Source organism: Lacticaseibacillus baoqingensis, from assembly GCF_003946165.1.
Lineage (GTDB): Bacteria > Bacillota > Bacilli > Lactobacillales > Lactobacillaceae > Lacticaseibacillus > Lacticaseibacillus baoqingensis.
Window position 1 is genome coordinate 23,951 of sequence record NZ_RHOI01000012.1, and the last position, 14,098, is coordinate 38,048.

Sequence of the window (14,098 nt, forward strand, 5' to 3'; positions counted from 1 at the left end):
TCACTATTGTAGCGCAGACGACCGCCTGCGACCACTCATTTTAACTTCAACTGCCAAGCATCAGCCTTACGGTCCAACACCAGCTCGCCAAATTGCGCCGCCCCATCCAGATCCAAAGGCTGATCAGGCACGTAGCGATCTGTCAGCGTCAACAACGGGATGCGGACTTGATCGCGGCTGAAGACCCCCCCACCAAAATCAAATAAGACCCCGTCTTCCAAGTTGGGGAACAACCCTGATAACGTCGTTTCACCCACCGGTTGAAAATGCTGCTGCCGCAACCGCAACCAAAACGGCTGGTCATTAGCTGCCCAACGTAAATGCTTCACGATCGCGGCGGCCAGCGTTTTGCTGAAGAACGTCACTTGACGACAATACATCGTCACCATATCGTTGCGCAACGGTAAAAACACCAAATTGTTTTGTAGCTTATAATAAAATGGTGGTTGAATATGTGTCTTAGCATGCCCAAGATACAATAACTCGGCGATCTCCGTTGGCATCAACTCACGCAAATAGGTGCCGTGCTTGTAATCAAGCCACGACCGGTCACGGGCGTCTTTGCTCCGCAAAAAATCGGCCACCGCCGCCTCGCCGCTGATCTCATTGAAACCAGTATGCGGATCGATGAACTCATCTTCATCGATCGGCGGCAGCAAAAGCAAATGCCGCAAAGGCGTCGGGGTCGCACTTAACACGTCGCTAGCCGAGATCCCTGCGGTCAAAAACATGTGGGCCAAGGGCTCGTAGTGAACATAGATAACTGAATTACGCACGGCTGACCTCCTTGATATCAAGCTGATTATACTGCTTTTTACCCACTTCCGCCTCGTTGTCAGGTATCAATTCTGTTACAAGTGTTGCATCATTGCTCAAATTCGAAAGGAGCCGCTTATGTTCACCTGGCCATTAACCTTACCTGTCCCGATCACGCTGACGATTCCAAACACTGCACCGTTGCCAGCGACTTATTGGCAGCTGGCCGCAGGTCGCTGGCCGCATGCTTATTGGCTGCCGACCAACGAACCTACCAGTGACGGCTTAGATGGTGTGGCGGTGCACCTTTTTGCCCAAGCTGGCCCTAAAATGTCAATTTCCGGACTGCCCAGCAACTTGTGGCCTTTTGCCTGTGACCAGCAACAAGTTTTCGCGGTCGCAGCCGATGGGACGATCCGCTATTTGGACTTAGAAGTCGACCAGCGGCTGACGGTGGCCAAGGATTTTGACTCATTTTTGGCGCAACTAACGTGGCGTGCGCCGGTATTGACCCCGCCTTTTTCGGCACAACAGCTGGCTCACGCCTTGCTGGTTGCAGATGCTGCCAGCTTGCCGGCTTTATTCACCTACTTGCGCGAAGCGGAAGATTGGCCGGCTTATGGCGCTTGGCTGGGCTACTTGGGCCAGCGTCAAGAATCGGCCGCAGCCGCTCAAGAAGAGTATGCATTCGCAGCAAAATTTCTGCCGCTCACCCGTCAACAAAAAGCAGCCTTAGCACCAATATTGACGTCAAGTACGCTGCTTTGACTCCAAACCAAAAGCGGATAAATCTGCACGATTTATCCGCTTTTTTGAGTTGTGATCGGTATTCCCCATCGCGATTCATTACCGCAATACCTGATCGCTAGCGTTTGGGCTGATCAGTCCCAATGCGGTTTTTTGTAAATTGAAAGGTTCTAAGCCACTTGCGGTCTCGCGAAACCCCGAGATAACACCATACCCCTAACGCCAGCGACCCCAAGAAATCGGCACACAAGTCACCCATGGTATCCATCAAGACAGCCCGCCCGCGCAATAAGGTGTGGCCGACCATGTAGCGCTGCATATTCAAACCCAGCAGTCCATCTCCTGAAAATTCATAAAATTCCCAAAAAACGCCCAGCATCGTGCCAAACGCGACGGCAAACAACGCCAACAACAGCGGCGCGGTTTGGGCTAGTTGCTTGGACGGCGTCAGCGCGCCAAAAATTGCCAATCCCAAACCTGCCAGCATCGATGCTGAAAATAGATGTAAGAACTTATCCCAATAAGGAATGTTATAAAATTGCATCCCGGTGCCTAATAACACCGCACACAAGATGAAGGCTTCCCATAATAATAAAATCACCAGCGGCCAGCGGAAATGGCCCCAGCGCCCAATCACCGCGGGTAAGCTGGCCAGCACAATGCCAAACGCCACTTGCCCTAATAACATGGCTTGTCCTGGATAATACGCATGACCTTGCATCAAACCCAGCCCGCAAACGATGAGGTACAAGCCCCCGCCAACCAGATTCAACGCATAAAGGATCCGATAAAGTGTGTGCATAACGCCCTCCTTAGACTTCAGTCTACTCAGCCTCAGCACCCCCAGCAAGGGATTTTGGGCAAAAAAAAACCGCCATTGCTGGCGGAAAAGTTTGGGGGAACTTTTTTGGGAGTGTAAGTTAATGTGTAAGCATAAGGCTGACTACTGTTGCCTTAATATGTCTTTATTATAGCTAGCCAAAATCATTTTTTTCGCCAACATTAATAAAAAACGTTTAATAAAAATGAACTGGCGGGTACCCTTAATAGCCGCCGGCCGCCACATCAGCGTCGTCATTGACCACTAACACGTTGCAAAGACTGTGGCGCACCACGTATGCCGTGGTTGATCCGGTCAACAACCGTTCCATCGCATTGACGCCTGATTTGCCGATCACAGTCAAATCACAATTATATTTTTTAGGCGCTTCTTCAGCGATCACAAACTTGGGATTGCCTTCCATCACCACCACTTGCGTCGCGACCCCAGCGGTGTGCAGCTGATTGGCCGCTTTTTTCAGCATATCGGCAGAAACATCTGCTAATTGGCGATAAACATCATAATAATTCACGTCGCGAGCATAGGTGCCATAATGATCGCTGTCAACTACATTCAATAGGATCACTTCAGCGCCGGTGAGCTTGGCCAGTGCCTGAGCTTGCGCCATTGCGACATATGCATTATGCGAACCATCCAAAGGCACTAAAAGTCGTTTGTACATCAGCTTTCCTCCTCATTTTGCGCGGCTATTGACTAATTTCAGTATAGCAAGTGTCCTTCGGTCGACGCGAGTAAAGTGCTCAAACTAACCGCCAGTACGCCAGTTTGGGCAGGCGCGTTTGCTTGTCAATCTGGGGTATCTAAATTATACTGAACTCCTATTCAGGAGGTGTCGGCGATTGACAGACGTGGTCCGCAAGGATGTGTTAGCGCGCTTACAAAATGGCGATTTTAGTTGTGCCAAGGAATTGACCTTGGCGATGTTTTCCGGCAAATGGAAGCTGGTGATCTTGTGTCATTTAAACTCGCATGGGGCTTATCGCTTCAATGAATTGCGCCGCTTATTGCCAACGATCACGCATAAGGTGCTGACCAACCAATTACGCGAACTCGCGCAAGATCAGCTGATCACCCGCCACGAATCGGTGCAAGGCCGGCGCCATGTCGCTTATGCCATCACCGAGCTTGGACGCTCGCTGATGCCGATCATCGAGGCCATGCGTGTTTGGGGTGAACAGCGGATCACCGCATTGCCAGTCGCCCCAAATTGGCCGATCAATGAAGCCATTCGCCCTGCACACCAGTTGAACAAGGAGGAAACAAGATGTATCAAGCAGCATTAGTTTTAGAAGGCGGCGCATTACGGGGCCAATATACCGCAGGCATCCTTGATGCATTTTTGGACCATGGAATCTTCTTTCATACCGTGATCGGCGTTTCTGCTGGTGCCTTGTGCGGAACGAACTATATTTCCCAGCAACGCGGCCGCACGGATATCGTCAACACCCGCTATCGCCACGATAAAGACTATATCTCCTTGCGCCGGGCCTTTCATCGTCAAGACATCATCAACCTGGACTACCTGTTTGCCGAACATGGCGGGCGCTGGGAGCCTTTCGATGAGGTTGCTTATCGCACTAGTCCAATGACATTCGTCGTGGCGGCCACCGCGTTAGAAAAGGGGCGGGCAGTTTATTTTCATCATCCCCAAGGGCGCGACTTGATCGCTGATCTCAAAGCCAGCTCGGCGATGCCGTTTATCTCCAAGCCGGTATACACCGGCTTGGGCTTATGTTTGGATGGCGGCGTCGCTGATTCGATCCCTTATGCCTATGCTCAAGCCAATGGGTTTGATAAGATCGTGGTGATTCGGACTCGCCCGCGCGCTTATCGGAAAAACCCTACCAGTCCGGTGTTGGCACGCGCTTATCAGCGGACTTTTAGCGACTATCCAGCATTCGTCCAAGCAGCGATCGCCCGGCCGCAAATGTACAACCATCAAGCTCAGACCCTGCAGTCGCTGGAAGGTGAAGGCCAAGTATTCGTGCTCGCCCCCAAAGCCCCAGTGACGGTCAAGCGCTTAGAATCCGACGTTTCGAAACTAGAAGCGTTATACCAAACCGGTTTAGCTGACGGCGCCGCCAGCTTACCGCAGTTAAAAGCCTATCTAAATGCCTAAAACAAAAACCGGGCTAACCCCACGATCAGCGGGGTTAGCCCGGTTTTGACTAGGTCTTCACGCCTTTTGGGCGATCCAATGTAAAACTGCCAGCAGATCTTTTTTGCTGACCCGCCCGTCTGCAGCAGAAAGGCATTGGCTTAACATTGCTTCTTGCGCATCCAAGGCCGCTTTGACCTGAGGGTACAAGGCTTCGCCGGCAGCCGTGAGGGTCAGCTCATACCGCCGGCCATCAGTTGCAGATTGTTGCTTTGCGACCAGCCCAAGAGCGACTAGGCGGGTGATCTCGCGATTAACATTGCTTTGATGGCGGCTGTCTGCGCGGACCAGCTGATCTTGCGTCACACCCGGTGTGTCGTGCAGCTTCAAGATGAAGAAATATTGACTGCTATTAACGCCTAGTGGCTTCAAGCGTCGGTCTAAGGTGCGAATCGCCATATTGGACGCGGTGTGCAGCAGTTTCATAATGGTTTGTTCATGTTTATCAACGATCATGTTCCCTCTCCTTACCGACATTGAAGGCGGCGATCCGGATCAAAGTGCACTTCAACAAAAATACGTTTCATCGTCGCTGCTTTTCATGGTCATGGCAAACCACCCACTCACAGCAGCCATGCTCGCGCTGAGCCCAATTTACCTGCTAAAACGCCACTGCCCATCATCTGCCAACAACAACGAAGGCACTGTACAGCATGCGCAAACATTTGCGGCAACCCTTTTTTGCTTGCACTCAAGCCACAACCTGAAGTTTACCACAATTGTATGCCTATCCATATTTTTTCCAGCAGCCGCCAGGCCGCCGTGGCAAGTTCGCCCTTACTTATATATTGAAAGTGTCTTATACTGAATATATTTCATTTTCTGAAAGAAGCGAACATTTTGTCACCCCTCAATAAACAAGCAAAGCCCATGCTAGTCGTGGCCATCGTAGCGTTGATGTCTTTTCTTGGCGTCTTGACTGAAACCTCTTTGAACACCACCTTTCCAGCCCTGATGCAAAATTTCCACGTTTCCTTGGCCACGGTCCAGTGGGTCACCTCCGGCTACTTGCTGATGGCGGCATTAGTCATGTTGACTTCCGCTTATACCAAACGCCGCTTCACCAATCGCCAGCTTTTTATCGCTGCAGCGGTTTTGTTTTGTATCGGAGACTTGCTTTGTGCCAGTGCCCAAGTCTTTGCGCAGTTGTTGCTTGGCCGCTTGATCCAAGCCGGCTGCGTGGGGATCTGTACGCCGTTGATGGTCAATATCATTTTAGACGTCGTGCCGCGGGCAAAACTCGGCTTGTATCTCGGTATTGCCAACGTGATCGTCTTGATCGCCCCAGCGCTAGGCCCGACATTTGGCGGTGCAGTCACCGCTTTTGCCAGCTGGCGCATGATTTTTTGGCTGACCTTGCCTTTAGCACTGCTTTTGCTGGTGCTCGGCAGCGGGCAGATCCATCAATACACCCAGCAAAGCCGCTTGGCATTTGATTGGGGCCGGTTTTTTTTGCTCGCAGTTGCGTTGATCACGCTGAACTTAGGTTTGACGACGATCAGTAGCGGTCGCTGGTTGATCGTCGGCTTGTGGTTGCTGGTGTGTGCCGTGAGCATGACGTTGTTTTTGCGATTATCACGCACCAGCACCCGTTTTTTATTTTCATTGACTGTCTTTAAACACCCCGCATTTTTGTTCAGCTTTTTACCTTACCTCAGCCTGCAATTCTCCAATGTCGGCATTAATTTCTTGCTGCCCAATTACGTCCAAGACGTATTTGGGGCCTCTGCGTTCATCGGCGGGTTGATCCTTTTACCCGGGTCGGTGTTTAACGGCTTAGGCCAGCCGGTTTATGGTTGGATGTTGGATCACTTTGGGGGACGCTTGCCGTTGCTTTTAGGCGATGGGTTGTTTACATTGGGCGTTTTGACGATGGCGATTTTTGGGCCAGCACTAGGCGTAGGCGGGATCACCGGGGCTTATTTGATCTTTGCCATCGGCCGTTCCATGGCCTTCAGCAACTCGGTGGCATTCGGCCTGAAAGCCTTAGCTAAAGACCTGCAACCTGATGCTAACGCGCTGTATAACATGGGCCAACAAGCTGTGGGCGGGATCGGCACGACAGTGTTATCACTATTGATGACTGGCAGTCACCATCTTGGCTGGAGTCACGCGCAAAACATTGCTGCAGGCAGTGCTTGGGCTTTTTGGCTGTTGGTGGCTTTAGGCGGGGTGATATTTACCCTTTACTGGACCCTGCTGCGCCGCACCACACAACCTTGACCACATCACAGGGCATGCCCTGTGATGTGGCTATGTTGAGCCGAGATCGCTCTTTTGTTAGACTGAAAATGGAAATGGAGGCTTGTCATGAAATATCGGACACTAGGTAAAACCGGGTTTAAGATCAGTGAGGTCTCATTGGGTACTTGGCAGCTAGGCGGCAAGTGGGGCGCTGTGTTTAGCCAAAAAGATGCCGATGACACCTTGGCAGAAGCGTACGCGCAAGGCGTGAACTTCTTTGATACCGCCGATGGTTATCAAGACGGCAACTCCGAACGGACGGTGGGAAATTTCGTCCGTCAGCATCCAGACGTCCACTTCACCACGAAAATGGGCCGCAAGGAGTCTCCGTTAAGCGTTGAACACTTCGATAACGCGCATTTGGATCGCTATGTTGACGAATCGTTACAAAACATGCATTTGGATGCTTTGGATATGGTATTGCTGCATTGCCCGCCAATGATGACTTACTACGATCCAGAAATGTTTTGGCACCTGGACCAACTGAAAAAAGCCGGTAAGATCCGCAACTACGGGGTGTCAGTGGAACGAGTCGAAGAAGGCCTCAAAGCATTGCAATATGACATCAGTGCCGTTGAGATCATTTTCAACATGTTTCGACTGCGGCCGGCAGAACATTTCTTTGCCGCGGCCCAAGCAGCTAATGTGGGGATCTTAGCACGAGTCCCCTTGGCTTCAGGCTTGTTATCTGGCAAATTCACCGCAGCCACCAAGTTTGCGCCGACGGATCAGCGCAGCAATAACCGCCACGGTGAACTGTTTGACAAAGGCGAAACTTTCTCCGGCGTCGACTACCTGACTGGTGTCAAAGCAGCGGCTGAATTGCAGCGCCGACTAGGAACTGACGATCTCGCTGCAATGGCGTTACGCTACATTTTGATGTATGATGCCGTTTCCGCTGTCATTCCAGGCGCCAGCAACCCAACGCAGATCGCGCGCAACACTCGCGCCTCTGCTCTGCCCGCTTTCACCCCGGAGCAAATGCAGATCGTACGCGATGTGTACGCCGAATACATCAAGCGGCCAGTCGATTATTTGTGGTAGTTAAAAAGCCGCTCGAATGAGCGGCTTTTTAACATGGCTCACGCCTGATCGTCTTTCACGCTTGCGGGTATCCTTGCATCAGCTCATCAACGACGGCTTGCACTGGTTGGATAGCATGCACCATGGAGATCCCAGTGCCGACTGACACATAGCCGTGTTCAAAGTCGCCAGCTAACATCCCTAAGCGCATCCCGCTAGTGCCGCCCATTAACTTGGCATTCGCCAGTTTTGCTTGGGCAGCGGGCAAGGTGCGGTCATTTTCGATCAGTTGCTCGCGCAACTTGGTGGGCAGACTACGGTAGTAATCCGGCTGCGTCCGAAACAGCGCAAGGTCTTCAGCGGTCGAATCAACGATCAGCTGCTTGACGTTGTCTGCCGCTGGGTTTTCGACGGTAGGGATCAGCCGCGAACCCACAAATACCCCTTCTGCGCCCAACGCAAACGCGGCCTGCACCGTCCGGGCATCCCCGATGCCTCCGGCGAGCAGCACTGGCAGCTGCACCGCATCTGCGATCAGCGGCATGATGGCAAAAGCGCCGAGTTCACCACCGGGCATCGTCCCGCCTTCGTCAAAGCCAGTGGCCACATAAATATCCGCACCTTGGGCTTCCACGGCTTGGGCGTCTTTAAGCGATGGCTGCAACGAGCGCACCACCGTCTTGATCCCATGGGCCTTCAAAGTCGCCATAGTGGCAGGATCTACGCCATAAGCGGCACTATCCACGCCGCCTAAAGAATTCAACAAGACCACTGGCACATGCTCGGCGATCACTACCGCTAAGATTTTCTGAGTAAAAATCGAGGTACTGCCACCAGCAACGATCAACGTCACCGCAAAAGGCTGATCTGTCAGCTGTTGCACTTGTTTGATCTGTTCGCGCATGCGCTGTGCGGTTTCATCGGCGCTGGTGGTCACCGTATGTTGACCGGCATTGGGGCCAAGGATCCCCAGTCCGCCAGCGTTGCTGACTGCCGCGACGAATTTGGCATCCGTTAGCCAAGACATGGGGCCTTGGACTAACGGATACTTGATTCCTAAAATTGATGTCACACGATTCATAACCTGACCTCGCTTTTTTCTGTTTAAGGTCACTATACAAAGCGTCCCTGTCAGCTTCAACTGGCAAAATAAGTCCCATTGTGCGTTAAGTGGCATTGCCCGCGATCATGTCCGTTAAGAGGAAAACCATGAATAAAAATGACCTGCGCTATCGCAAAACTGAAGAAAATTTGAAACAAGCCTTTCTGTCCTTGATGCTGCAACAGGACTGCCGCCGCATCACCATTCGCCAGCTTTGCCAAGCAGCGCAGTGTGCGCGCAACACCTTTTATCAACATTACCCAGACTTAGAAGCGCTTAAAGCCCATCTCATTGGCGCCGTCTTAACGGCGATCGCAGACAGTTTTCGCGCGCCAAAAACCGACTTAGCCCATATCGATACCGCCCAAATCAGGCGCTACACCCAAGCAATCATTGCCAGTGTCAGCGCCCAGCTCACCACCTTACAAGCGTTGTTGGCCAAAGATGACGGCACCTTCCAAAAACAATTGGCCGACGTCATCTACACGCAAGTCATGGCGGGTGATCGCGGCTTATCCAAGGTGGCTGACACTGCGATCAACCGGCTGAACGCGGCTTACTTAGCCGCTGCGGTTGCCGGCTTCATCGCGCGTTGGCTGACAGAACCTGCGGTTTCGCCAGCGGTTGCTGAGCAAATCCTTTTTACCATTCATCAACCAACCATCAACACAAGTTCTGCCTACTTGGCAACTGACCCGCTCAAGTAGCATCGCAACTGGACACAAAAAGGCGTTTGGAATTCATTGCGAATTCCAAACGCCTTTTAAAACCCCTAAATCACGCCGCAGATCGCATTGTGACTAAACGGTCATTACTTGTTGGTAAGCCCGTACTTTATACGACTTTTTCTCAAAAGTTCTCAAAAAGTCATATGGAATAAGGCTTCACGAAGTTTATTGTCAGCGTCAACTTTCAAATTTTCTCAACAAGTTGCAGTGAATGCGTACAAATTCTCGTACACGAAAAATGTGGCGTAAGACCCTCTAGCTGACAAACTCCTAAGCACACAGGCATAACACCAGTAAATAAAGGTCACCAATGATTGCTACTCGTATATATAGAAGCAAATGAAGTCATTTCGACATTTCATTTGCTTTTTTCATACCCAATTTTCAATGAATGGAGACTAACAACTATGATGAAAACAGCCAGACGATCCGCTGTGATTGTCGCATTGGTATCGTTGTTCGTCCAGCTCTTTATCCCGGTCTCAATGGCGCTTGCTGCCAGCATGACCAACACCAAGGTTGCTGACTGGCGCAATACTTGGCACCTACATCTGTTCAATGGCTTACATTGGACGGACACCGGTATGTGGATGAAAAAGGTGGATGGCAAAGTTGCCTTCTGCGTGGAGCACGGCGTCGATCTCGATATAAGTGGCTCCGGCTACAACCCCAGCACTTACTCCGACAGTATGAAGGATCAACTAGCCAAGATTGCTTACTACGGCTACTATCAAAACCCAACCAACCGCAACTACGCCGTGACCCAGATGATTATTTGGGAAACGCTCGGCGATTCGTTGCTCACCACACCAAACAAGACCTATCAATCTGAAAAGAAAGCGATTCTCGATAAGGTTGCTGCGCATGATCGCAAGCCATCTTTCAACGGTAAGCAAATCACACTAGCAATTGGTGATTCAATCACCTTAACTGATACCAACGGACGGCTCGCTGCTTTCGCCCAGCAAACAGCGAACACTGCGAACCTCAAGATCACCAAGTCTGGCAACAAGCTCACCCTGACGGCCACTGCCCAGTCGAAAGAATCTGGTAAAGTCGCTTATGCGATTGCAAAAGCCGCTGACGTGGGCACCTCCTTCGTCTACACCAAAGGTTCTCAACAGAAGATTGTGAACTTCAAGCTCTCCAATAATGGCGAATTCAGCCTGCCAATCAAGGTCAACTTGAACGGCAATGTGAAGGCCAGGAAAGTTGATGCCGACACCAACCGAGCACTTCCTGGTGCCAAGCTCAAGTTTGAATACAATGGCACCACCGAGGAAGTCACGACTGGCACTGACGGCTATGCCGCTTTGAACGGAATCAAAGCAGGTACCAAAATCAAGATCAGCGAGGTCACTGCTCCTAACGGCTACGTCAATAAGGGCGAACTCAAAGAAATCACCATCGAACCCGGGAAGACCGTTGAAGTTGTTCTCGGCAACAAGGAGCAGCTAGGAAACGTGACCCTCGCCAAGATTGGTAAAGAGTTTGGCAGCGACATGTTTAATGCCTACTACTCATTGAACGACGCTGTCTATGGGATCTACACCAGCACCGGTACACGAGTTGGCGCGATTACCACTGACGGCAACGGCAAGGGAATCTTGCAGAACCTCAAGCTCGGTAGCTACTACGCACTGGAAGAAAAAGCTCCTGCTGGCTACGTTCTGAATACGACTAAGCTGCCATTTGAATTGAAGTATGCTGGGCAAACTTTCACGGTCACTACTGCTCACGTCGATACGGCCGATCAAGAACAACGTGGTACTGCCACCATCGAAAAAGTTGATGCCGTTACCGGTAAGCAGCCACAAGGCGCTGCCAGCCTTAACGGCGCTGTCTACGAGCTCTACCGCGCAGCCGATGACAAGCTCGTTAAGTCAGTGACGATTGCCAATAATTCAGCGTCCGTTTCCGGTTTGGAACTGGACGATTACTACTGGCAAGAAGTGAAGTCGCCGATTGGCTACATGCTTGATCCACAAAAGTACACTTTTAAGCTGGCTTACGCTGGTCAAAACGTCACGACTGCAACTGCTACCACAACGGTCAAGGAACAAGTCATTACTGGTGACCTCGACCTGATCAAGTACGGGAACTACGACTGGTCAACTCAAGGTAAAGGCACTAAGCCGGTCATGCTCAAGGACACCCAGTTCACTGTAACCAGCAAGACTACCGGTAAGGTTGTTCGTACCGGTCTCACCGATACCCAAGGCTACGTAAAGTTCACGGATCTGCCTTACGACACCTACACCGTCACTGAAACCAAGACCCCAACAGGCTACAACGGGATCAAGCCATTCACAGTCGTTGTTGACGGCACCCAAAAGTCCCAGCATTACACTATTGAAAACAAGGTGATCGAAGAAAAACTGCGTGTAGTCAAAGTCGATACCGAAACTGGTAAGACCGTGCTGCGCGCTGGTGCAATCTTCCGGATTAAGAACCTGCAAACCAACAAGTACGAAGTCCAGCCAACTGCCGGCAAGACCGGTACGACTGATAAGTTCGCGACCGACAACTCCGGCGAGTTGATTACCTCCGAAGCGCTCGGCTACGGCAAGTACCAACTCGAAGAAGTTCAAGCTCCAGAAGGCTATGTACTGGCTAAGGAACCAGCCAAGTTCACCATCGACGGCAGCCATAAGGACGGCATCGTGGTCATCAAATTCGTTGACCTCTCCCAAAAGGGTGTCGCCACCTTGACCAAGACCGGGGCTACCCCAGTCGCCGTCGAAAAGGTTGAAACTGAATACGGTGACCAGTACAAGTTCAAGTACGACTACACCGCCTTAGCGGGTGCCGAATTTGAATTTCGTGCTGCCGAAGACATCACAACGGCTGACGGCACAACTCGCGCACACAAGGGTGACGTGGTTGCTACTGGCACCACTGACGCTCAAGGGCAGATTCAGACCCCGGAGCTGTATCTTGGCAAGTACACTGCAACTGAAATCTCTGCGCCAACCGGGTTCATCATGAACCCTGATCCAATTGCTTTTGACCTCAAGTATGCCGGGCAAGCAGTGACGGTAACCGCCACCTCACTTGAAGCCAAGAACGACTTCCAGCAACTCGACATCACGCTCAATAAGCAGGAAGAAAGCATCTCGGGCTGGAAGGACAATCTCCCTGAAATCAAGAACGTCGCGGCGAACGGTCAAGTCTTCGGCTTATTCACGCAAGGCGAAACCACGATCGGCGATACTGTAATTCCATCTGAATCGCTCGTCGCCACCACGACGGTCAAAGACGGGAAGGCTGAATTTGGCGCGATCCAGTTGCCAGAAGGCTACTACTACGTCAAGGAACTTGATGCTGGTGAGAAGCACGACTTAAACACCACGATGTACGGCTTTCACTTCCACACCACCGATAACGAGAAGATCAAACACATCGACCTCAATGACAGCAAGGTGATCAACAACAAGCTCCATGAAAACGAACTGTCATTCAAGAAGATCAATGAAGTTGCCACGCTGGTTTCAGGTAAAGGCTACTCCTACGCGATAACCGGTAACGCTGCTGGTGCGATTTTTGAACTGCTCGACGCTGATAAAAAGGTCATTCAGACCATCACGGTTGGTAAGGATTCCATCGGTTCCATCAAGCACCTACCAGTCGGCACCTTCTATCTCCGAGAATCCAAGCCTTCTGCCACCAACCTTGTGCTCTCTAAGGAAACCCTCAAGCTCGTGTCTACAAAAGACGGCGTAACGGTCTTTGATAGCAAGGATAAGCAGATTGGCGAGACAAAAGCTGATACCAAGAAACCAACTATCGCCTTTGAACTGACCAACGACTTGATCAAGGGCACGGGCGAACTGACCAAGACCGACGTTTCTACTGGGAAGCGGCTGCCAAACACCAGCATCCGCATTCTGGACGAAAACGGCAAGACGGTTGTATCTGGTCGCACTGACAAGAACGGGGTCTTCTCCTTTGGCAATCTACCTGCTGGCAAGTATAGTTTCCAAGAATACGATGCACCAAAGGGTTATGAGATTAGTGAAGCTCTCGTGCCTTTCGAGATCACTAAGAATGGTGAAATCGTGAAGGCCGTCATGACCGACAAGCAGACTCCTAAGCCTGGCCTCCCACAAACCGGTAACGCGACGTCCGGCTGGCTCATCGTCATCGGTATGGTACTGCTGCTCGGCGTCCTTGCTGCAATGGTTGTGATCGGTGGTGCCAAGAAGAAAGACGGCAAGTAACATGCGCATTTCTTCTATGAATATGTACCCCGATCCCGGTGGCGACGTACTGCTCCAAGGCGACATCGTACTGGATCATGTACTCATCTTGAAAAACGTGAAGCTAATCGAAGGTCAGTACCGCTGGTATATCCAGTTCCCGCGATACGCTGATGGCCGCACCGTTCACCCAATCTCCAAGTCTTTTTACGACTACCTGCTTCAACAACTAACCGAATACTATCACCAAGCCACAGCCGAGTAGCCCCACTACCCGGCTTTTTGAATACGAAAGGAAGG

The 14,098-nt window shown here is 51.3% G+C and carries 13 protein-coding genes; 8 read left to right on the top strand and 5 right to left on the bottom strand.

All coding sequences use genetic code 11. From position 1 onward, the window contains the following. Positions 1–35 precede the first annotated feature (35 nt). A complete protein-coding gene (locus EKM91_RS06685) occupies positions 36–776 on the bottom strand; it encodes a hypothetical protein (protein ID WP_125751685.1) in 741 nt (246 codons plus the stop codon). A 118-nt stretch (positions 777–894) separates the two neighbouring features. Between EKM91_RS06685 and EKM91_RS06690 the strand changes: the two genes are divergently transcribed. After that, on the top strand, positions 895–1,524 hold the full coding sequence (locus tag EKM91_RS06690) for an SMI1/KNR4 family protein (protein ID WP_125751688.1): 630 nt from the start codon (positions 895–897) through the stop codon (positions 1,522–1,524). Between the two features lie 97 nt (positions 1,525–1,621). On the opposite strand, the gene EKM91_RS06695 is transcribed toward EKM91_RS06690, so the two are convergent. After that, positions 1,622–2,305 (bottom strand): DUF2238 domain-containing protein, encoded by a 684-nt coding sequence (locus EKM91_RS06695; protein ID WP_125751691.1) that lies wholly within the window; start codon positions 2,303–2,305, stop codon positions 1,622–1,624. A gap of 241 nt (positions 2,306–2,546) precedes the next feature. After that, positions 2,547–3,005, bottom strand: coding sequence for a universal stress protein (locus EKM91_RS06700; RefSeq protein ID WP_125751694.1), 459 nt, complete (start codon positions 3,003–3,005; stop codon positions 2,547–2,549). A gap of 178 nt (positions 3,006–3,183) precedes the next feature. On the opposite strand from EKM91_RS06700, the gene EKM91_RS06705 reads away from it, so the two are divergent. Both EKM91_RS06705 and EKM91_RS06710 read left to right on the top strand, forming a co-directional pair. Next, a complete protein-coding gene (locus tag EKM91_RS06705; RefSeq protein ID WP_125751697.1) occupies positions 3,184–3,627 on the top strand; it encodes a winged helix-turn-helix transcriptional regulator in 444 nt (147 codons plus the stop codon). Continuing rightward, positions 3,609–4,463, top strand: coding sequence for a patatin-like phospholipase family protein (locus EKM91_RS06710; protein ID WP_125751700.1), 855 nt, complete (start codon positions 3,609–3,611; stop codon positions 4,461–4,463). Before EKM91_RS06705 ends, EKM91_RS06710 begins: the two co-directional genes overlap by 19 nt. Before the next feature lie 57 nt (positions 4,464–4,520). Here EKM91_RS06710 and EKM91_RS06715 read toward each other — a convergent pair whose 3' ends face one another. After that, positions 4,521–4,958 (bottom strand): MarR family winged helix-turn-helix transcriptional regulator, encoded by a 438-nt coding sequence (locus EKM91_RS06715; RefSeq protein ID WP_164508492.1) that lies wholly within the window; start codon positions 4,956–4,958, stop codon positions 4,521–4,523. 414 nt (positions 4,959–5,372) lie between these two features. Here EKM91_RS06715 and EKM91_RS06720 point away from each other — a divergent pair, with 414 nt between their 5' ends. Both EKM91_RS06720 and EKM91_RS06725 read left to right on the top strand, forming a co-directional pair. Then, positions 5,373–6,725: an MFS transporter gene (locus EKM91_RS06720; protein WP_125751786.1), complete on the top strand. Its 1,353-nt coding sequence runs from the start codon at positions 5,373–5,375 to the stop codon at positions 6,723–6,725. A gap of 87 nt (positions 6,726–6,812) precedes the next feature. Further along, positions 6,813–7,790: an aldo/keto reductase gene (locus EKM91_RS06725; protein ID WP_125751706.1), complete on the top strand. Its 978-nt coding sequence runs from the start codon at positions 6,813–6,815 to the stop codon at positions 7,788–7,790. Between the two features lie 55 nt (positions 7,791–7,845). Here EKM91_RS06725 and EKM91_RS06730 read toward each other — a convergent pair whose 3' ends face one another. Then, positions 7,846–8,850 (bottom strand): NAD(P)H-dependent flavin oxidoreductase, encoded by a 1,005-nt coding sequence (locus EKM91_RS06730; RefSeq protein WP_125751709.1) that lies wholly within the window; start codon positions 8,848–8,850, stop codon positions 7,846–7,848. Between the two features lie 128 nt (positions 8,851–8,978). Here EKM91_RS06730 and EKM91_RS06735 point away from each other — a divergent pair, with 128 nt between their 5' ends. The 3 genes from EKM91_RS06735 (at position 8,979) to EKM91_RS06745 (ending at position 14,063) form a co-directional block, all read left to right on the top strand. Next, entirely contained in the window at positions 8,979–9,578 is a 600-nt protein-coding gene (locus tag EKM91_RS06735) for a TetR/AcrR family transcriptional regulator (protein ID WP_125751712.1), read from the top strand. Positions 9,579–10,009: 431 nt separating this feature from the next. Continuing rightward, positions 10,010–13,819: a SpaA isopeptide-forming pilin-related protein gene (locus EKM91_RS06740; RefSeq protein ID WP_191987989.1), complete on the top strand. Its 3,810-nt coding sequence runs from the start codon at positions 10,010–10,012 to the stop codon at positions 13,817–13,819. Position 13,820: 1 nt separating this feature from the next. Next, the gene (locus EKM91_RS06745; protein WP_125751718.1) at positions 13,821–14,063 is read left to right on the top strand and encodes a hypothetical protein; all 243 of its coding nucleotides are present in this window, start codon (positions 13,821–13,823) and stop codon (positions 14,061–14,063) included. Positions 14,064–14,098: the final 35 nt, after the last annotated feature.